The 19,375-nt window shown below is 63.2% G+C and carries 16 protein-coding genes and 1 pseudogene; 7 read left to right on the plus strand and 10 right to left on the minus strand.

Translation table 11 applies throughout. From position 1 onward, the window contains the following. Positions 1–142: 142 nt before the first annotated feature. Together M1D43_RS21440 and M1D43_RS21445 are read right to left on the minus strand one after the other, a co-directional pair. Positions 143–1,486, minus strand: coding sequence for a sigma-54-dependent transcriptional regulator (locus tag M1D43_RS21440; RefSeq protein ID WP_014527204.1), 1,344 nt, complete (start codon positions 1,484–1,486; stop codon positions 143–145). Beyond that, a complete protein-coding gene (locus M1D43_RS21445) occupies positions 1,483–3,303 on the minus strand; it encodes a sensor histidine kinase (RefSeq protein ID WP_014527203.1) in 1,821 nt (606 codons plus the stop codon). The genes M1D43_RS21440 and M1D43_RS21445 overlap by 4 nt, the downstream gene beginning before the upstream one ends. Before the next feature lie 272 nt (positions 3,304–3,575). On the opposite strand from M1D43_RS21445, the gene M1D43_RS21450 reads away from it, so the two are divergent. From M1D43_RS21450 to M1D43_RS21460, 3 genes and pseudogenes are all read left to right on the plus strand, one after another. Beyond that, positions 3,576–4,508, plus strand: coding sequence for a VOC family protein (locus M1D43_RS21450; RefSeq protein ID WP_014527202.1), 933 nt, complete (start codon positions 3,576–3,578; stop codon positions 4,506–4,508). Positions 4,509–4,608: 100 nt separating this feature from the next. Continuing rightward, positions 4,609–5,211 carry an alpha/beta hydrolase gene (locus M1D43_RS21455; RefSeq protein WP_014527201.1) on the plus strand — a complete coding sequence of 201 codons (603 nt, stop codon included), beginning with the start codon at positions 4,609–4,611 and terminating at the stop codon, positions 5,209–5,211. A gap of 105 nt (positions 5,212–5,316) precedes the next feature. Then, positions 5,317–5,556 (plus strand): annotated as a pseudogene (locus tag M1D43_RS21460) (type II toxin-antitoxin system Phd/YefM family antitoxin). A gap of 21 nt (positions 5,557–5,577) precedes the next feature. Here the strand turns inward: M1D43_RS21460 and M1D43_RS21465 are convergent. The 7 genes from M1D43_RS21465 to M1D43_RS21495 form a co-directional block, all read right to left on the minus strand. Continuing rightward, a complete protein-coding gene (locus M1D43_RS21465; RefSeq protein ID WP_014527200.1) occupies positions 5,578–6,690 on the minus strand; it encodes an ABC transporter permease in 1,113 nt (370 codons plus the stop codon). Between the two features lies 1 nt (position 6,691). Continuing rightward, positions 6,692–7,846: an ABC transporter permease gene (locus M1D43_RS21470; protein WP_003529050.1), complete on the minus strand. Its 1,155-nt coding sequence runs from the start codon at positions 7,844–7,846 to the stop codon at positions 6,692–6,694. Continuing rightward, the gene (locus tag M1D43_RS21475) at positions 7,843–9,591 is read right to left on the minus strand and encodes an ATP-binding cassette domain-containing protein (protein WP_014527199.1); all 1,749 of its coding nucleotides are present in this window, start codon (positions 9,589–9,591) and stop codon (positions 7,843–7,845) included. Before M1D43_RS21475 ends, M1D43_RS21470 begins: the two co-directional genes overlap by 4 nt. Next, complete coding sequence (gene hlyD / locus M1D43_RS21480) at positions 9,591–10,595, minus strand: secretion protein HlyD (protein WP_014527198.1); 1,005 nt, start codon at positions 10,593–10,595, stop codon at positions 9,591–9,593. The genes M1D43_RS21475 and hlyD overlap by 1 nt, the downstream gene beginning before the upstream one ends. Beyond that, positions 10,592–11,296 (minus strand): CerR family C-terminal domain-containing protein, encoded by a 705-nt coding sequence (locus tag M1D43_RS21485; RefSeq protein WP_014527197.1) that lies wholly within the window; start codon positions 11,294–11,296, stop codon positions 10,592–10,594. The genes hlyD and M1D43_RS21485 overlap by 4 nt, the downstream gene beginning before the upstream one ends. A gap of 113 nt (positions 11,297–11,409) precedes the next feature. Beyond that, positions 11,410–12,759: a sensor histidine kinase gene (locus M1D43_RS21490; RefSeq protein WP_014527196.1), complete on the minus strand. Its 1,350-nt coding sequence runs from the start codon at positions 12,757–12,759 to the stop codon at positions 11,410–11,412. Further along, positions 12,759–13,430 carry a response regulator gene (locus M1D43_RS21495; protein ID WP_010975726.1) on the minus strand — a complete coding sequence of 224 codons (672 nt, stop codon included), beginning with the start codon at positions 13,428–13,430 and terminating at the stop codon, positions 12,759–12,761. The genes M1D43_RS21490 and M1D43_RS21495 overlap by 1 nt, the downstream gene beginning before the upstream one ends. 244 nt (positions 13,431–13,674) lie before the next feature. Here M1D43_RS21495 and M1D43_RS21500 point away from each other — a divergent pair, with 244 nt between their 5' ends. The 4 genes from M1D43_RS21500 to M1D43_RS21515 all read left to right on the plus strand — a co-directional run bounded on the left by M1D43_RS21500 (position 13,675) and on the right by M1D43_RS21515 (position 17,650). After that, positions 13,675–15,405: a phosphoethanolamine transferase gene (locus M1D43_RS21500; protein ID WP_014527195.1), complete on the plus strand. Its 1,731-nt coding sequence runs from the start codon at positions 13,675–13,677 to the stop codon at positions 15,403–15,405. A 111-nt stretch (positions 15,406–15,516) separates the two neighbouring features. Next, positions 15,517–15,897, plus strand: coding sequence for a hypothetical protein (locus tag M1D43_RS21505; protein WP_010975728.1), 381 nt, complete (start codon positions 15,517–15,519; stop codon positions 15,895–15,897). Between the two features lie 242 nt (positions 15,898–16,139). Continuing rightward, entirely contained in the window at positions 16,140–16,799 is a 660-nt protein-coding gene (locus M1D43_RS21510) for a metallophosphoesterase family protein (RefSeq protein WP_010975730.1), read from the plus strand. A 176-nt stretch (positions 16,800–16,975) separates the two neighbouring features. Further along, positions 16,976–17,650, plus strand: a complete 675-nt coding sequence (locus M1D43_RS21515) for an HAD family hydrolase (RefSeq protein WP_013850688.1) — start codon at positions 16,976–16,978, stop codon at positions 17,648–17,650. A 68-nt stretch (positions 17,651–17,718) separates the two neighbouring features. On the opposite strand, the gene M1D43_RS21520 is transcribed toward M1D43_RS21515, so the two are convergent. Next, a complete protein-coding gene (locus M1D43_RS21520; protein ID WP_014527194.1) occupies positions 17,719–19,308 on the minus strand; it encodes an ABC transporter substrate-binding protein in 1,590 nt (529 codons plus the stop codon). Positions 19,309–19,375: the final 67 nt, after the last annotated feature.

Genomic DNA, 19,375 nt, shown 5'->3' on the forward strand with positions numbered 1-19,375 from the left:
GTTTCGACGGGGAGAAGGGAAACGCGGTGCCGCCGAGGCCACGAAAGTCCCCTCTCCCCGCATGCGGCCGCATGCGGGGAGAGGGTTAGGGTGAGGGGCCTTTTCTCGCAGGGCCGATGGCAGGGTCGCCCGACCCGACCGATCACCGCTCCTCCGATAACGCCTTCTTGTCGAGCCCGAACTTCTGCATCTTTTCATACAGCGTCTTGCGCGAGATGCCGAGCGACTCGTAGACGGGCTTCAACGCGCCGCCATGGGCCGCAAGGGCGCTGGCGATGACGCTCTTTTCGAAGGCGGCCACCTTGTCGGTCAGGCGCTGGCCGTTCGCCGGTGCGAGCGCCTCTTCGCGTTCGACTTCGAGCCCGAGGACCAGGCGCTCGGCGGCATTGCGCAACTCGCGCACGTTGCCGGGCCACTCGCGTGCGGCCATTTCCGAAGCGAGCGCGGGCGAGACGACGATGTCGTCCCGGCCGTAGCGAGCGGCGGATTCGCGGACGAGCTGCATGAAGAGCAGGGGGATATCGGAGCGGCGCTGCGAAAGCGTCGGCACTCTCAAGGTTGCGACGTTCAACCGGTAAAGCAGGTCGGCACGAAAGCGGCTGCTTGCTACCTCGCGTTCCAGATCGACCTTGCTGGTGGCGATGAAGCGAACATCGAGCGGTACGGTCTCGTTCGAGCCGAGGCGCGTTATGACCCGCTCCTGCAGCACGCGAAGGAATTTCGCCTGGAGATCGAAAGGCATGGAGCCGATCTCGTCGAGCAGGATGGTGCCGCCGCGGCCATGTTCGAATTTGCCGTAGCGCGGCCTGAGCGCTCCGGGGAATGCGCCCGGTTCGTGCCCGAAGAGCTCGCTTTCGATCAGGTTTTCCGGAAGAGCCGCGCAATTGATGGCGATGAACGGGCCGCTCGCGCGGCTGCTCAAATCGTGGAGCGCGCGGGCGACGACTTCTTTTCCAACTCCCGTTTCGCCGATGATCAGCGTATCGGCGTCGGAGGCGCCGATCGCCCTGATGCGGTAGCGCAGGTCGACCATTGCCTGGCTTCGCCCGGGCAGCCGCTGTTCGATGTCGTCGCGTTTGCCCGCAACGGCCCGCAGGCGGCGGTTTTCGAGCACGAGACTGCGCCAATCGAGCGCGCGGCGAATGGTGCCGGCAAGCATCTGGGCGGTGAAGGGCTTTTCGACGAAATCATAGGCGCCTTCGCGCATCGCCCGGACCGCAAGTTGCACATCGCCGTGTCCCGTCACCAGGATCACCGGCAGTTCGGCATCGATCTCCCGGATGCGCTGCAGAAAGGTCATTCCGTCCATTCCGGGCATGCGGATATCGCTGATGACGACGCCGTGGAAGCTAAAGGCGATGCGTTCGAGTGCATATTCGGCGCTGGCGAACGTATCCACCCGGAAGCCGGCGAGTTCCAGGGCCTGAGCGCTGGAGCGACGCAGTTCCTCTTCATCGTCGACGAGCAGGATGCGGCTTTCGCTCATTCGGCTGCCTCCTGCCCGGTTTCGCCGGCAAGGGCAAGCTCGATGCGGAACACCGCGCCACCCTCCGAATGGTTCGACACGGTGAGGCTGCCTCCGAAATCCTTGATGATGTTGTAGGAAATGGAGAGGCCCAGGCCTAAGCCTCTTCCGACTCCCTTGGTCGTGTAGAACGGATCGAAGATGCGTTGCGCAACTGCCGGAGCAACGCCCGCGCCGCGATCGCGCACCGTCAGCGCGGCCCTGCCGCCTTCGCGCCAGGCGCGCACGGAAAGCTTGCGATCGTCAAGTCCCTCGACGGCGTCGGCGGCGTTCGAGATCACGTTGACAAGCACCTGCTGCAAGCGGACCGAACCGGCGAGGACCGCCAACTCATCGCCGATATCGATGTCCATCTCCGCGCCTGCCGCCTTCAACCGCGTCTCCACGATCTCCAGCGTGTCGCGCACCACCTCGTCGAGACGAACCGGGCCGAGCTTCTCGTTGGGTTTTCGCGCGAAATTGCGCAGGTGACGGCTGATCGAGGCCATGCGGTCGATCAAGCCCGAAATCCGCCGGATATTGTCGCTCGCCTCGGCCGTGCGGCCGCGCTCGATCAGCAGCGCGGCGCTGTCGGCATAGGTCTTGGCGGCGGCGAGCGGCTGGTTGAATTCGTGAGACAGGGCAGCGGACATCTGCCCGAGGCCGGCAAGTTTGCCCGCCTGGATGAGATCGGCCTGGGTCTGGCGCAACTGCTGCTCGGTAAGCCGCCGCTCTGCGATCTCCGCTTCGATCTGCGAATTGACGCGCGCAAGATCCGCCGTGCGCTCCTCGACACGGCGCTCGAGTTCCTCCTGCGCCTGCTCCTGCATCAGAATGCGTTCCCTGAGCCGTGTGCGCCGCTGGATGATAATCGCGATCGCCAGGGCGGCAAGGCAAAGGAGCAGCATGACGGCCGCAACCGTGGTCAGGGCCTGGGTCCGCACGGAGGCGGTGTCCGTAAGCACGTTCACGGTCCAATCCGCCTCCGGCATATAATGCGAGAGGGCAAGATATTCCCGCTCGCTGCCCTCGGACACCCTTAGCAATCGATGTCCGGAAAGCTCGCTTTGCACGGCAGGCAGCGGTCGAAGCCTTGCATCCGCATAGCGCCGCGAGCCCTCCGTCCGGGCAAGCCGGTCAGGCGTCAGCGGCAGGATCCCGGCATAGAGCCATGCCGGATTGCCGCTCATGAAGATGATGCCTTCCGGGTCGGAGACGAAGATCCTGTATTCGCCGCCCTGCCAGGAGGCTTCAATGGTTTCGATATCCACCTTGAACACGATCACGCCGCGGATTTCTCCGCCGACGCGGATCGGCGCACCGAAATAGTAACCGCGCTTCAGCGATGTCGTGCCGAGAGCATAGAAGCGGGACTGGTCACCTTTGAGTGCGTCCTGGAAATAGGGGCGGTAGCTGAAATTCTCGCCGACAAAGCTCGTCGGCCCATCGTAGTTGCTGGCCGCGATCGTGTTGCCGTCCGGCGTGATGACATAGATGTCGGAGGATTTGAGGAGTTCGTTGATCTCCTTGAGATACGAATTGACGGCCCCGCGCAGCCGCCGGTCGCGCGGACGCGTCACCAGTTCCTTGACGTCGTCATGGTCGGCGATCAGCGCGGGCAGGGCCTGATAGCGGTTCAGGTGACCGCTAAGGGCCGCAACCGCCAGCCGCAGAGCCGTGTTCGCCTGCGACGAGGCCTCCTGCATATAGCTGCGCGTTGCGACGGCGGTTCCCTGGACTGCGATCAATCCGGCGGCTGCCGGCAGGAGAAGGAGGGCAAGAACGAAACGGTATTTCACGGAATGCCCGGGCTCCTCCTCCCGCTCGCGGTGTTGGCCGCAGGTCGACTGCTGGCGGCCGCCGCGATGCTAAATGGCGCTCCGACGCCTGGCAAGCTGCCATGCAGGCAGTCCTCTCCTGCCTGGGCCTGTATTGTTAACGGTCAGTCTGTCGTGTCAACACGCCATTGACAATCCGTTCTTTCGGAACGGTCTTTCGCTCTCGGCGTCCAGAGAGCATCTAATCGGCATCAACGCATCCCGCAAAGCCGCGGGCAGAAAGGAAGCGGATCATGCTCCAGCAGATCAAAGGCCTGCATCACGTAACGTCGATGGCGGACGACGCCCGCACGAACAACCGGTTCTTCACCGACACGCTCGGCCTGCGCCGCGTCAAGAAGACGGTGAACTTCGACTCGCCTGACGTCTACCATCTCTACTATGGCGACGCGACCGGCACCCCCGGCACCGTGATGACCTATTTTCCCTTTCCGCAGATGCCGCGCGGTCGCGCGGGCACGGGAGAGGTGGGGACGACCGTCTTCTCCGTCCCGCGGGGCTCGCTCGGCTTCTGGCAGGAGCGCTTGGCGGCACTCGGTGCGAGCGGTCTCAAGCAGGCGGAAGGCTTTGGCGAGAAGCGCCTGAACTTTGCCGGTCCGGACGGCGACGGCTTCGCTCTCGTCGAGGTCGAGGACGACCCGCGTACGCCCTGGACCGAGGGCGGCATCACCGAGGATCACGCCATCCGCGGCTTCCATTCGGTCGCCATACGCCTACGCGACGAAGGCGCGACGGCGGAACTGCTGAAGTTCATGGGTTACGAGGAACTCGACCGCAAGGACGGCGTCACCAGGCTGATCGTGCCCGGCGGCAACGGCGCGAGCCTCGTCGACCTGGAGACGCTGCCAAACATCAGCCGCGCTGCGCAGGGCGCCGGTTCGGTGCACCACGTCGCATTCGCCGTCGACAACCGCGAGAAGCAGCTGGAGGTGCGCAAGGCGCTGATGGACACCGGCTACCATGTGACGCCGGTGATCGACCGGGATTATTTCTGGGCGATCTATTTCCGAACGCCGGGCGGCGTTCTCTTTGAGATCGCCACGAACGAGCCCGGCTTCGACCGGGACGAGGACATCGCGCATCTGGGCGAGGCGCTGAAGCTGCCGCAACAACACAAGCATCTGCGCCCGGTTCTCGAAAGCCATTTGCAGAAACTGGAAGCCTAGCGGCCAGCACCCTGCGCGCTCCTCCTCCGCTTGCGCAGGAAGGAGCGCGCTTCTTTAGATAGAATGAGTGTTCGCCACTACGCGCGCAAAGGAGAAATCGATGGTCGATCGTGGCTATGTGCACAAATTGAAACCCGGCATGCCCGGCGCTCCGATCCTTTTCGTCCTTCACGGGACCGGCGGGGACGAGAACCAGTTCTTCGGCTTCGGAGCGCAGCTCCTGCCGGAGGCTACCGTCGTCTCGCCGCGAGGCGACGTATCGGAACATGGGGCCGCCCGCTTCTTCCGGCGAACGGGCGAGGGCGTTTACGACATGGCGGACCTCGCGCGTGCGACGGAGAAGATGGCGGGTTTCGTGAAGGCGCTCGCTGGCGAACACGATGCCTCGGAGATCATCGGTCTCGGCTATTCCAACGGTGCCAACATTCTCGCGAATGTACTGATCGAAGAGGGCGTCTTCGAAAAGGCCGTGCTCATGCATCCGCTGATCCCTTTCCGTCCGAGGGACAATCCCGCGCTCGCCGGGCGGAAGATTCTGATTACCGCCGGAGAGCGGGACCCGATCTGCCCGGCTCCGATGACACAGGCGCTCGGGGACTACTACACGAAGCAGAAGGCGACGGTGGAATTCGAGTGGCATTCCGGCGGCCACGACATCCGCCAGAACGAGATCGGCGCCATCGAAGCGTTTCTGAAAGCTTGATGGCGCTCTGACGAAGACGTTTACTGTGTTGTCGAAGCTTGCTGGATAGAATGCGGGACTTCAGCGCGGATTCTGCGGCGCTGATTCCACGGGGGCGAGGCAGTGGTGGAAACGATCGACATCCATGAAGCGAAGAAGCATTTGTCGCGGCTGGTTCAGAAGGCTTCGCAGGGAGAGGCCTTCATCATAGCCGAGGCAGGAAAACCTATGGCGAAAGTGGTCCCACTCGATCAGCCGGCCCCGCACGAGAAATGACGGATCGGCTTCTTGGCGGGTCAAATTACGGTGCCGGACGATTTCGACTTGATGGGTCGAGAAGAGATCGAGGGTCTGTTCGGCAAGTGAATTGGTTCAATCGTTCCAAACCTATTCGAGCCGCCTGCGGAAGAGCCACGCGGCTGACGATAGGGTGACGATCGCGATCAGGCACAGAGGAAGTGTCTGGTGGACGACTTCGGCTAGCGGTATGTCCTTCAGAAACACACCCTTCACGATCACCAGGAAATAGCGCAGCGGATTGATGAGCGTCACCGGCTGCAGCCAGGAGGGCATGTTTTCGATCGGCGTCGCGAAGCCCGAAAGCAGCATGGCCGGCACCATGAAGAGGAAGGCTCCGAGGATCGCCTGCTGCTGCGTCATGGACAGTGCCGAGATGAAGAGACCGAGACCGACGACGGACGCGAGATAGAAGATGGCGCTCCCATAGAGCAGGAACAGTGAACCGCGCAGCGGCACGCCGAAGATGAAGACCGCGGCGAGGATATAGATGGTGATGTGGAAGAGGCCGATCATCATTGGCGGAATGAGCTTGCCGAGCAGGATCTCGTGGGTGCGCAATGGTGACACGATGAGCTGGTCGAAAGTGCCGAGCTCCCGCTCGCGCGCGACCGACAGCGCCGTGACGATGAGCCCGATCAGGAGAGCGATGCTCGCGACCAGGTTCGGCACCATGAACCATTGATAGGTGAGGTTCGGATTGAACCAGTTTCGGGCCTCGACCCGGATGGTCTCGGAGGCCGCACGCTTTCCGGCCGGCGTTTCGGCCGCGACGGCGCCGACGATGCGGCCGAGATAGCCGGAGACGATCTGCGATGCGTTGGAACGCCGGCCGTCGAGGATCATCTGTACCTCCGCCGGTCTCCCCGCCTCGATGTCGCGGGAGAAGGTGGGGCCGATCTCCACTACGGCGAGGACACGCTGGGTATCGATCGCGAGGCGGACCTCGTGAGGGCTGCTCGCGAGCTCTATCGAGCGAAAGGTCGGAGAGCCGCCGACCTGCTGCACGAGTTCCTGGCTCCAGTGGCCGTTGTCACGATTGAGCACCATCAGGTCAACGTTCGTCACCTCGAGCGTCGCCGCATAGGAGAAGACCAGGAGCTGGATGATCGGCGGGCCGATCAAGACGGTGCGGCCCTTCGGATCACGCAGGACCGCGAGCAGCTCCTTGACGATCAGGGCTTTGAGCCGCGTCCACCACATGTCAGCCGATCCTCTTTCTGGTGCTGCGCGCGGCCAGCGCGAAGAACATGCAGCCGATCAGGAACATCACCGCGATGGCGCGTGCAAACATCGGCCAGATATCGCCGGCGAGAAACACGGTCTGCAGACTGGGTATGAGATAGCGCGCCGGGACGGCATAGGTGACCCATTGGATGACGGTGGGCATGGAATTGATCTCGAAGAGAAAGCCGGACAGCAGGAAGGCCGGCAGGAAGGCCGAGATCAGCGCGAGTTGCGAAGCGAGAAACTGGTTTTTCGTCGCGGCCGAGATCAGCAGCCCCTGTCCGAGCGCCGGCATCAGGAAGGTCGCCGAAAGGGCGTAGAGCGCCGCCACCGATCCCCGGAAGGGGACATCGAAGAGAAAGACCGCCACAAGGACGCAAAGCGTCATCGACGTGAGGCCGAGGACGAAGTAGGGCAGCAGCTTGCCGGCGAGCAGTTCGGCGGCGGAGACGGGCGTCGCCATCATCGCCTCCATCGTGCCGCGCTCCCATTCGCGGGCGACGACAAGCGAGGTCAGCAGCGTGCCGACCAGCGTCATCACGATGGCGATCGAGCCCGGCACCAGGAAGTTTCGGCTTGTCAGTTGCGGATTGAACCAGAAGCGCTGTTCGGCGGCGATCGCCGGGGGCGGGCTCCGGCCTTCGCTTAAGCGCTGGCGCTCCCAATTCGCAACGGCGCCCTGCGCATAGTTCTGCACGAAATTGGCGGTGTTCGGATCGGATCCGTCGACGATCACCTGGACCGACGGATGGCGCCCCGCCGCGTGCTCGGCGGCAAAGCCTGCGGGGATCACCAGGATGCCGCGTACCCGTCCAAGGACGAGGTCGTCCTCGAATTCCCTGCGGTCGCGTCCGGTGGCAACGGAAAAGTAGCGCGATGCCTCGAAGCTGGCGGCGAGATCGCGCGTGAGCGGGGTCGCTTCCTCGACCACCAGGGCGACACGCGTGCGCGTCGTATCGAGCGACACGCCATAACCGAAGAGGAAGAGGAGGACCAATGGCAGGACGAAGGCGATCAGGATACTGCTCGGATCGCGTATGACCTGATAGCTTTCCTTGCGCACCAGGGCAGCGAAACGCCGGGCCCGGCCCGCAGGTTCGTACGCTTTCGCCATTTTGCTCTCGGCCTTCATGCAGCCTCCTTCGCCTCGAAGCCCTGAATGAGCGCGATGAACGCGTCCTCCATGGTCGGGTCGGGGAGGTCCTTGCCTGCGACACGTGCCTTCATGTCGTCCGGCGAGCCAAGCGCGATCGAGCGGCCGCGATAGATGAGTGAGATGCGGTCGCAATATTCTGCTTCGTCCATGAAATGCGTGGTGACGAGCACGGTCACGCCCTTTTCGACGAGGCCGTTGATATGGGTCCAGAACTCGCGCCGGGTGATGGGATCGACGCCGGAGGTCGGTTCGTCGAGGAAAAGCACTTCCGGTTCGTGGAGCACGGAACAGGCAAGCGCCAGCCGCTGCTTGAGGCCGAGCGGCAGGTCCTTGGCCGACATGTCGAGGATCGTGCGGAAGTCGAAGATCTCGCTCATCAGACCGATGCGTTCGCGTTTTCTCGCGCCGGACAGTCCGTAGACGCCCGCAAAGAAATTGAAGTTCTGGATGACGCTCAAATCACCGTAGAGCGAGAATTTCTGCGCCATGTAGCCCAGCCGATTGCGCGCCTCGGGGGCGTTGCGCCTGAGGTCGAAGCCAGCGACCCGGCCTTCGCCGGCGCTCGGCTTCAGGAGGCCGCAAAGCATTTTGAACGTCGTCGACTTGCCGGCGCCGTTCGGGCCGAGAAGACCGAAAATCTCGCCCCGCGGAATATCGAAGGTGATGTTGTCGGCGGCGGTAAAGTCGCCGAAGCGTTTCGTCAGACCCCGCGCCTCGATCACGGGTCTGCCGGCATCTTCGGTGAACTCCCGCTGCGTTTCCGCAAGCCTCGACCGGCCGCCGGGACCTCCGCCGAGCATATCGACGAAAGCGTCCTCGAAGCGCGGCGGGGTGACGGCTGCGTCAACCGCATCGGCAGTGTCGCCGAGCGGCGGCGGCGAAAGACCCGCCTTCATGACGAGCCGTATGGCTTCGCCCTGGATCACGCCGTCGACCACCCCTTCGTCTTCGAGGAATCGCGCAAGCGCTTCGCGGCGGCGGCCGCGGATGCCGGAGAGGCGAAAGACGCGGTCCTCCACGCGGCCGGTCATCTCCGCCGGCGGGCCGGAAAACATGAGGCTCCCCTGATTGAGCAGGAAAACATGGTCGCAGGCTTCCGCCTCTTCGAGATAGGCGGTCGACCAGACAACGCCGATGCCCTCCGTCCTCAGATTTCCGACCATCTTCCAGAGGTCGCGCCGCGAAATCGGATCGACGCCGACGCCGGGCTCGTCGAGAAGCAGGAGCCTTGGCTTGCGCAGGAGCGCGCAGGCGAGGCCGAGCTTCTGTTTCATGCCGCCGGAGAGCTTGCCGGCAAGCCGCGTCGTGAAGCGGGCAAGGTCGGTGAAGTCGAGCAACTCGCCGAAAGTCCGGCTGCGCTCCGTCTTCGGCAGGCCGCGCAAATCGGCGTAGAGGTCGAGGTTCTCCTGGACCGACAGGTCTTCATAGAGGCCGAAGCGCTGCGGCATATAGCCGATTGCCGCCTGAATGCTGGCGGGATCCCTGCGGGTATCGTAGCCGAGCACTTCTATGGTGCCGGCATCCGGCAGCATCAGGCCGGTCATCAGCCGGATCAGCGTCGTTTTGCCTGCGCCATCCGGACCGACGAGACCGGTGACCCGTCCGCCGAAGATTTCACCCGCAACTGCGTCGAGCGCCGGGCGCGCCGTACCGAACCGCTTGGTGACGCCGGTCAGCCGAACGAACGGGGCCGTGCCGGGCTCCGTTGCGGGGGCGGGCATCAGGAAGCCTCCTTCGCTTCCGGCAGGTGCACGGTGACGGGCATGCCCTGGCGAAGATCCTTGCCCGGATTGGCGATCACGATGCGCAGCCTGTAGACGAGGTCGGTTCTGAGCTCGGGCGTCTCCACCGTTTTGGGCGTGAACTCGGCGACGGGGGAAATGAAGCCGACGGTTCCCTCATAGATACGGTCCGGCGCGGTGTCGGAGGTGATCGTCACCTTCATTCCCGGATGCACACGGCCGAGGTCTGGCTCTGCGACATAGGCGCGGACCCAGACCGGTTCCGTCAGCGAAAGCACATAGACGATATCGGCTGGCGAGACGATCGCGCCGGTTTCACGCACGCGCGAGAGAATGACGCCGTCGCTCGGGGCGGCAAGTTGGGTGTCCTCGAGCGAGATGCGGGCGCTGTCGGCCTTTGCCGTCGCGGCATTCGCCTGGGCCGCTGCCGCCGCTATGTCCTCGGCGCGGTTTCCCTCTTCGAGAAGCACCAGGGCCTCGCGTGCCGACCTTGCACGTGCATCCGCCGCTGCACGGCTGGCATTTGCCTGGTCGAGCTCCGCCTGCGAGATCGTACCATTCGGACGCAGCTGCTTTGCGCGTTCAAAGGCGAGCTTCGCATTCTCGAGCTCTGCTAGGCGTTCTTCGTGCGTGGCGCGCGCCTGGGCGATCTCGGCTGCGCGGGCGCCCGCCCTGAGCTTTGCCAGCGTCGCCCGGGTAACCTCGGCTTCCGCCTCCGCGGCGCCGACCGCCTGGCGGAACGGCTCGGCGTCAAGCTTGGCGATCACGTCGCCCGCCTTCACGCTATCGCCCTCGTCGACGCGCAACTCAGCGATCCGCCCGCTCACCCGAAAGCCAAGCGACACCTGGCGGATGTCAACATTGCCGTAAAGCACCGCCTGCCGCGGCTCGCGCGCAAAGCCGAGGCGCGCCGGCAGGTCGAACCACCAGGCACCGGCGAGACCTGCGGCGACGATTGCAACGAGTATGGCGACCTTCCTCATGACCGGCGGTCCCTCTCGGCACCGAGCACCGCCACGAGTTCGGCGGCATGGCGATGCAATGTCTCGATCTCCTTCGGTCCGGCAGATTCCCATTCGAGCTGGGCATAGACGGCTGCATGCGCCATTCGAAACACCAGAACGCTTCCGACGAAGGACAGAGTTCTCAAACGAATGTGCTCCGAGGCCGGGTCGTCCTCGAGGATCGCGCCGATCAGCCGGCGCGCCATTTCGATCATCGGTCCCATGATGCTACCGTAGATGCGTTTGAAAGCTTCGGTCGGTTCCATCTGCTCGCGAATGATGAACCGTGCCCAGCTTTCCGATTCCTTGCTGACGAAGAGAGCGATCATCCTCTGGACCATCTGGGTCAGGAAATGCCGCGCCTCCATCGACGTCATCGCAGCGCCTTCGGCGTCGAGTTCGGCAAGGCGGGAGACGATCATGGTCCGCAGGTCGCCGACATGGCCGCCGATGATCGAGGCAAGGTGCTCGGCGGCGGCTACATAAAGCCCTTCCTTGCCGCCGAAATAATAAGGAATCGCCTGGAGATTGACGCCCGCTGCATCGGCGAGCTTTCGTGTGGTCGCGCCATCGAAGCCGTAGCGTCCGAAGACGTCGATGGCCGTGTTGAGCAGCTTCTCCCGTGTCGCGTCGCCGCGGTCGGCTCGGAGCACAGCGGGTCGGTTTCCGTCCTTGATCATGCGTCGATAATGCGCCAATCAACCGACTAAGTCAATCGATCGAATGAACTCGCGCGCAGACCTGATTTAGCGGGATGCGGACGGAAAACCGCACACAGTTTCCTCATCCCGCTCTATGCGGCCGAGGCAAAATCGATAGTGATTTTCGTTCCTCCACCAGGAACCGTATCGACCGCGATCCTCGCTTTGTGAAGCTCGCCGATGCGGTGAACGATCTTGAGGCCGAGCCCCAGCTGGCCGGAGCGCTTGACATACCCGAGATCGTCATTGTGCTCCGGCAGGTCGACGAGACCCCTGCCGTCGTCCTCGACAGACACCAGAGGTCCGGGACCGCAGGTGAGCACTATGCAGGTATTGGGTGGATTATGTTTGACCGCGTTTTCGATCAGGTTGCGCAGCATGTTCTCGATGAGCGGCGCAATCACGCTCACCGGCGGCGTGCCGTGGTCTACGAATTCGATGGACTTGCCGTTGTCGAAAACGAACGGCGCAGTCGTCTGCGCGACCTCCGCCCCGATCGCCGAGAGGTCGGCGCGCTGAAAGGCCGTGGGGTCCACAGCGTCGGCTCGGGCAAGCGAGGTCAGTTGTTCGAGGATATGGGTCAGCGCGTCCAGGTCGCGCTCCGCGTTTCGGGCTCGGGGATCGTCGATGCGGCTCAGTTCCATCTTGGCGATCGAAACCGGTGTGCGGATTTCGTGGGCGATCGAGGAGGAAAAGACCTTCTGCGCCTGGATGAGATCTGCAACGCGCGCCAGGAGACGGTTGACGGCGGCGACCAGGCGCTCGATCTCCTCGGGCATGTGCGACGAGGGCAGGCGGGCATTGCCGTCGCGCGGATCGATCGCATCGGCCGCCCGCACCGCTGCTGCCACCGGTTTGAGCGCACTGCGGATCGACCAGATCGTGGCTCCGATCACGAGACAGAACATCAGCGTCATGGGCACGATCATGGAATCGAACATTTCCCGAAGCAGAACGCTATACATGAAGCCGTTGGGGTCCTTCAAGACGGCGAGCTCGACGAGCACGACCTCGCCATGACGTTCGAACGATTGGCCGCCGGCAACGCTGAAGGGTTTGCCGGGCGCAATTAGCCGCTTCCAGAAAGTCGGTGCGCTGACGGCGAGCGGAAGAAAATGCTGTGAACATTCGGCCGAGCAGTTGGTGAAGAGAACCGAGCCGGAAGCGGTGCGCACCCTCACATAGATCGCACCCGGTCCATGGCGTTCCAGGTAACGCTCTTTCAGCTCGTGATTGGGCTTGAATGTCAGATCCCCGTCCTGCGTCGCGATTGCGGTCGACAGGGTTTCTGTCTCCTCCTGCAACATCAGGACGCTGAGCTCGTCATCGTCGAACCAGTAGTCGGCGAAGACGACGCCGATCTGCAGGATCATGGCGAGCAGGGAGAAGGCGATGACGCGGCGGGCGACGATGCCGATGAGCGACGGGTTCCAGCTCTTCATCAAACGGTCCGCAGCAGATAGCCGATGCCGCGCACGGTTTCGATCTGCACGCCGGTTTCCACCGACTGCAGTCGCTTGCGTACCCTGGAGACGGCGAGTTCCAGCGCATTCGAGCTCAGTTCCTGGCCATATTCCGAAAGCGCCGTTTCGAGCCTGCGCTTCGGGACGACACGCCCGACCTCGCGCAACAGGATCTCGATCAGAGAGCGCTCGCGCGGAGGAAGAGGCAGAACGGCGCCCTCGCAGGTAAGCTCCGCCGTTGCAGGATCATAGCGCAGGGCACCGGCCTCGAGGACCGGCTGTATAGCGTTGGGATTTCGCCTCAGCATCGCCCTGCAGCGAGACAGAAGTTCGCGATGGTGAAACGGCTTGACGAGATAATCGTCGGCGCCGGCGTCGAGCCCGGCGATACGCTCGTCGACCGATCCGCGGGCGGTGATGATCAGCACCGGCAGGCCGACATGCTCCCGCCGAATCCATTGCAGCAGCTGCAGGCCGTCGCCGTCGGGAAGGCCGAGATCGAGGAGAACCAGGTCGTGCTCGCGCGCGGCAATGGCGGCCTCGGCATCGCGCAGCGTCGAAACGCCGTCGAGCCGCCAACCCGCGTCATGCATGGTCTCGTTGATGAGTTCGGTGAGGCGAGGACTGTCCTCGACGAGGAGTAAACGCATGCAGATCGCAGCCTGAGTCTTCTGGCGCCGGTGACGGCGGACCATAGGACGTTTTTTCCGAGGTGCCAACTTGTGAAGTCCCTGCCGGGTGCGGAGCTCTGCTCTACCAGCGGTGTTTCCCGACAGCTTTCCGACAGCTCGTCCAGGCTACTGGGCATGCTCCCCTGGATCGCAAACGGTGCAGGGAACATGAACGTCACGCCGCACCATGCATGCAAGGGGCGCGTCTTTGGAGGTGAGCAGCTTGAAAATCCCGCGGATTCCCCGGCCCGAGATTGGCAGTATAAGCCTGAGCGCGATCGTCGCTCTCTATCTGCTGCTGGCGACCAACAACTCGTTCTGGGCTCATGCCAGCGTCTATTTCGTTCACGCCCGGACGAGCCTGCTTGCCTTCGCGGCGGCACTCTATCTCGCCCTCTTCGCGATCTTGACGCCTCTCTCGGTCAAGTACCTGATGAAGCCGGCGCTGGTCATTCTCATTCTGGTGTCCGCCACCGCCGCGTATTTTGCCGACACCTTCGGCATCATCATAGATCGGGACATGATCGGCAATGCCGCCGTTACGACACAGGCCGAAGCCAGCCACCTGCTGACATTCAGCCTTGCGCGGCATCTGCTCGTCTACGCCGTCCTCCCTTCGATCTTGATCGTCTGGGTCAGGGTGCGCCACCGCCGGTTCCTGCCCAAGGCCGCGGTCAATTTCGCCTTCGTCTCCGTATCGCTCCTCGTCGGCGCAGGGCTCATCTATGCCAACTTCGCGACGGTGGCCTACGCGCTGCGCGAACATACGGACCTCATGAAAAGGTTCAATCCGTCCGGACCGCTGATCGCCACCGTGCGCTATGGCCTTTCGACCTATCGGGAGCGCAATCTGGTCGTAAGGCCGCTCGGAACCGATGCCCATCAGGGCGCGCGCGTTGCCGCCGCGGGGAAACCGGTAGTCGTCGTCGTAGTTGCCGGCGAGACGGCGCGGGCGATGAACTTTTCGCTCAACGGCTACGAACGCGAGACGAATCCGGAATTGAAAGCTCTCGGGGTCGTCAACTACCGCAACACGACGAGTTGCGGCACCGCGACCGCCGTCTCGCTTCCATGCATGTTTTCGGTCTATCCGCGCAGCCAGTATAGCGATTGGAAGGCGCGCTCGACCGAAAATCTCGTCAATGTGCTGACGCATGCCGGCGTCTCGGTGAGCTGGTGGGACAACAATACCGGCAGCAAGGGGATTGCCGATCTCATCAGCTTCGCAAGCCAGACCGGCCGCAAGAACAGCCCGCTTTGCAACAACGGCGAATGCCTGGACGAGATCCTCCTCAGCGATCTCGACCGGAAGCTCGGGGCGGCGATTTCGAACAGCGTCATCGTGCTGCACCAGCTAGGCAGCCACGGCCCCTCTTATTATCTGCGCTATCCCGCGGCGTTCCGCCGCTTCACGCCCGACTGCCGCACGCCGGAACTCATGCGTTGCTCTACTGCGGAACTGGTCAATGCCTACGATAATACGATCCTCTACACCGACCACATCCTCGCCAGCGTCGCGCGGCTCCTCGAAAAGCATCAGGACCGCATTGCCGGCGCGATGATCTATATGTCGGATCACGGCGAGTCGCTTGGGGAGAACGGCCTCTATCTCCACGGCGCGCCCTATGTGATTGCACCGAAGGAGCAGACGCAGGTGCCTTTCATCGCCTGGTTTTCGGAGCCGTATCAGGCTGCGATGGGCGTCGACGCCGGCTGTCTTGCCAAGGACGCCGACAAGCCGAAATCGCACGACAACCTGTTTCACACGGTGCTTGGCATGATGGACGTCGAGACGAGGGTCTATAACCGCGATCTCGACGCCTTCGCCGCCTGCACGCGGCCCGCAAACAAAGAGCACCAGCCGGCACCGGGATATCACGCGGCCCAGAATGGCGAACCCGAATCAAGCGCCGGCGGCCCGCAGGAAGCGAGATGGGCGCCCGGCGTTTTGTGATTTTCCGTTATGCCTCTCCCACGGGCGAGCTGTCGACCTTCACCAAATCTGGTAGACTGCAGGCCGATCCCGCATCCGCAGTCGGCGGGGCGTACATCAGAGGAGAATCCGATGCAGATCGCCGGAATTCAGGTCTATCCCGAGCGCGGCGGAAAGGCGGGTTTCACCGTCGAATTCGTCGGCACCAACGGGGAGGTCGTCTCCGTCTCCTGTCCGCAGAATGCCGACGGTAGCCTCAACAGGCTGAATGCCGTTGCCCAGGCAAAGGAGATACTCGCCGCGGCCATCGAGGCGGATGAAACGCTTCTTGCCATCACCGGCACGAAACGGTCTCCTTCGGTCCCCGAGGGAGCGCTTGCGAATGCCCGGCAGGCGCATGACCGGGACGCCATGGAAGAGCAGTTGGAAGAGGGCCTCGAAGATACGTTTCCCGCAAGCGATCCCGTCTCGATCACCAGTTCGGCGATTCCGAAGGGATCCTCTCACCGGTAGGCTTTGGGCGGGTCTCCCTGTGGCCCTCATTCCTGTGCCCGTCACAGGGATGAAGTGAAGAAGCCGTCTTGTGCCTGTCCGAGCCCACTATTCCTGCTACGCATCGGGCATTCCGAATATCGGTTCCGATTGTCAAGACGATGCGCTAAAGCACTCGGACACCCCGGGCGGCCTCAGATGGCCGATTCATATCAGCGACGAAAGGAGCGCGCCGTCTTGGACGAGCAAAGGAGAAGCGATTCATGAATAGCCGGCGTTTCACCTTCGCCGTCGGTGACATTCACGGTTGCCTCGAACAACTCGAAGCCTTGCTGGCCAGCATCGAATCCGTCGTCGCCGGCGGCAGGGTGGTCTTCCTCGGCGACCTCGTCGATCGCGGCCCGGACAGCCGCGGCGTCGTGGAGCGGATCATGGGCGGGCCGCGCAGGGCGAGCTGGGAATGGATCACGCTCAAGGGCAATCACGAGGCCATGCTGCTGGCGGCACGCAAGGGCCAGGCCGAGATGTCCCTATGGCTAACGAATGGGGGCGAGGAGACGATGGCTTCCTACGGCGGCGCCATTCCGTTGAGCCATCTCGTCTGGATGGCGGAACTGCCATCGCTCGTCGTCGATCGGCATCGCATTTTCGTCCATGCGGGTGTCGACGAGACGATTCCGCTCGAAGAACAGGGCGACGACATCCTCCTCTGGATCCGCACCGATCCGAACTACTCCGGTACCTATTGGGGCAAGCATGTCTGCCACGGACATACGCCGAGCCGAAGCAATCCCCGCACCGTCGGCAACAGGACCAATGTCGATTCCGGCGCCGTCTTCGGCGGCATGCTCTCCTGCGCCGTCTTCGATGACGACAGGGCGGGAGGCCCGATCGATTTTCTGGTCACGGATGGATACAGCTAGAACGATACACGACGACATACCCATGTGTGGTTTCTATGGGTTGCAGGTTCCTGCAACCGGGGCAGTGCGCCGATAAGCGTGCGGAAAGCAATTGCTTTAGCATTGTGCAACGCCGCCTCAGGCTATAGTTGTGCCGACCTGCAAAGCATGTGAACTCGAAATCCAAGGGACCCGGTTTGGACACGTCCTCTTCCGCAATCTTCACGAAGAATTTCGCCGCCCTCCTTTTCGACATGGACGGCACGCTACTCAACTCGATGGCAGTCGTTGAAAGGGTCTGGGGATCCTGGGCACTCCGCAACGGAATAGATCCCGTGGCGCTCATGAAGATCGTCCATGGCGTGCGAGCCGTCGACACGATCCGCGCCCTGGGCCTGCCGGTCGATCCGGAACAGGAGGCGCGTATTCTTGCCGAGGCGGAGATTGCCGATGTCGAGGGAATTGTCGAAATTCCGGGCGCCGTCTCCTTCCTGAAGACATTGCCGCCGGAAAGGTGGGCGATCGTTACGTCGGCGCCGCTCGAACTCGCCGCGCGCCGGCTCGAGGCGGCCGGTATTCCGGTGCCGCGCCACATGGTGACCGGTGAGGATGTCTCGGTCGGGAAGCCCGACCCGCAGGGCTATCTGCTCGCGGCCCAGAGACTCGGGGTGCGTGCCGAAGATTGCCTCGTCTTCGAGGACGCGCCTGCAGGCGTGCTCGCGGGCAAATCCGCGGGCGCCGAGGTCGCCGTCATCACCGGGGCGCATGCCGCGGCGGCCGAGATGCCGCATATCATGCTGTCGCATTACAGCGACGTCGAGGCTCGCCTCGTCGAGGACGGGTGGCTTTCGCTGCATCGCCGCCGCGGCTAGGGCACTCCAGGAAAGGTGTGTAACGGTTGCCGACGGCCATCGGCCGCCGGCTGCTTCAAGGATCACGCTCAGGCGGCGAGCCAGCACTTGGTCAGCGCATGTCCACCCATGAGTTCGCCGTTCGGATCGTCGACCCAGCCGCCGACCTTGTCGCTGGTGGCATCGATATAGTTGTTGAACATCGGCGCGATCACACCACCCTCATCGCGCAGGATCATTGCCGCCTCGCGATAGAGAACCTTGCGCTTCGCCTCGTCCAGCTCGCCGCGCGCCGCAAAGATCAGCTTGTCGAAATCCTCGCGGAAGAAGCGGGTGTCGTTCCATTCCGCCTTCGAAAGATAGGCGATGGAATAGACCTGGTCCTGCGTCGGCCGGCCGGTCCAGTAAGACATGCTGAAGGGCTGCTTGTTCCAGACGTCGGACCAGTAGCCGTCACCGGGCTCGCGCTTCAGCTCGACGTCGATGCCGCACTTTGCGGCGCTTGCCTGGAAAAGCTGCGCGGCGTCGACTGCCCCTGGGAAGGCGACGTCGGAGGTCCGCAGCAGGATCGAACCGTCATGGCCCGATTTCTTGAAGTGAAACTTCGCCCTGTCCGGATCAAAGACGCGCTGCTCGATATCGTCGTCGAAGAGCGGGTAACCCTTGATCATCGGCGTATCGTTGCCGACCGTGCCGTATCCGGCGAGAATCTTCGCCACCATTTCCTCGCGGTCCACCGCGTATTTCAGCGCAAGCCGCAGGTCGTTGTTGTCGAAGGGCGCCGTGTTGCAATGGGCGATCAGGACATAGTGGCCCTTGCCGGGGACGTTGCGGATCGTGACTCCGGGAATGCGTTTGACGAGCGCGACGATCTTCGGCTCGATGCGATTAATGATGTGCACGCCGCCCGCCTGGAGCGAGGCGGTGCGCGCCGTTGCGTCATTGATGACAGTGATTTCGATCTGATCGGCATGGCCGCGCTCGGCCGCTCCCCAATAGCCGTCCTGACGCTCGCCGACATGCTTTACGCCCGGTTCGTTGACGACGACTTTGTAGGGGCCGGTTCCGATGCCGGCCGTCGGGTCATCCTTGCCGCCGTTCGGCTGGATCATAAGATGATAATCGCTGACGATGAACGGCATGTCGGCGTTCGGCTGGCGCAGCGTGATGACGACCTTGTCGCCGTCTGCCTTGATGGTCTCGAATTCCTGGACGAAGGGCAGGGCAGCCGATTTCGAATTCTTGTCGGCATGACGCTCGAATGTGGCGACGACATCGGCGGGCGTCAGTTCCTTGCCGTTATGGAAGGTCACCCCCTTGCGGATCGTGAACGCCCAGGTCTTCGCGTCCTTCGACGCTTCGTAGGATTCAGCCAGCCGATATTCTATCTCGCCCGCCGGAGATACCTCGAGCAACTGCTCTCCCCAGCAGCGGCCGAATGTATAGGGCACCTGGCTCGCCCAGGTCGCCGGATCGAGGCTGTTCGTGGATTCGCCGCCGACGAGCCCGGCCCGCAATATGCCGCCCTTGACCGGCCCGCTCGCCCGCGCGGCATTGCCAAGCAGCACCTGGGCCGAGGCGAGCGTTACGCCGAGCGCTGCCGCGCGCCCGAGAAAATCGCGCCTCGACAGGCGGCCCGAAACGACCTCCCGGCTCATGAATTCCAGTTCTCCCGCCATCGATTTCCTCTCCTCCATTGAAACGTGCGCTCCAGTTGGCCGGCAACGCGCTCAGGCTGCAACGGAT

Source organism: Ensifer sp. R1-3, from assembly GCF_056739175.1.

What these genes read in the sequence shown, in the direction of transcription:
- M1D43_RS21440 (WP_014527204.1), bottom strand. Translation starts at nt 1,486, where the DNA reads ATGAGCGAAAGCCGCATCCTGCTCGTCGACGATGAAGAGGAACTGCGT.
- M1D43_RS21450 (WP_014527202.1), top strand. Translation starts at nt 3,576, where the DNA reads ATGCTCCAGCAGATCAAAGGCCTGCATCACGTAACGTCGATGGCGGAC.
- M1D43_RS21455 (WP_014527201.1), top strand. Translation starts at nt 4,609, where the DNA reads ATGGTCGATCGTGGCTATGTGCACAAATTGAAACCCGGCATGCCCGGC.
- M1D43_RS21465 (WP_014527200.1), bottom strand. Translation starts at nt 6,690, where the DNA reads ATGTGGTGGACGCGGCTCAAAGCCCTGATCGTCAAGGAGCTGCTCGCG.
- M1D43_RS21470 (WP_003529050.1), bottom strand. Translation starts at nt 7,846, where the DNA reads ATGAAGGCCGAGAGCAAAATGGCGAAAGCGTACGAACCTGCGGGCCGG.
- M1D43_RS21475 (WP_014527199.1), bottom strand. Translation starts at nt 9,591, where the DNA reads ATGCCCGCCCCCGCAACGGAGCCCGGCACGGCCCCGTTCGTTCGGCTG.
- hlyD (WP_014527198.1), bottom strand. Translation starts at nt 10,595, where the DNA reads ATGAGGAAGGTCGCCATACTCGTTGCAATCGTCGCCGCAGGTCTCGCC.
- M1D43_RS21485 (WP_014527197.1), bottom strand. Translation starts at nt 11,296, where the DNA reads ATGATCAAGGACGGAAACCGACCCGCTGTGCTCCGAGCCGACCGCGGC.
- M1D43_RS21490 (WP_014527196.1), bottom strand. Translation starts at nt 12,759, where the DNA reads ATGAAGAGCTGGAACCCGTCGCTCATCGGCATCGTCGCCCGCCGCGTC.
- M1D43_RS21495 (WP_010975726.1), bottom strand. Translation starts at nt 13,430, where the DNA reads ATGCGTTTACTCCTCGTCGAGGACAGTCCTCGCCTCACCGAACTCATC.
- M1D43_RS21505 (WP_010975728.1), top strand. Translation starts at nt 15,517, where the DNA reads ATGCAGATCGCCGGAATTCAGGTCTATCCCGAGCGCGGCGGAAAGGCG.
- M1D43_RS21510 (WP_010975730.1), top strand. Translation starts at nt 16,140, where the DNA reads ATGAATAGCCGGCGTTTCACCTTCGCCGTCGGTGACATTCACGGTTGC.
- M1D43_RS21520 (WP_014527194.1), bottom strand. Translation starts at nt 19,308, where the DNA reads ATGGCGGGAGAACTGGAATTCATGAGCCGGGAGGTCGTTTCGGGCCGC.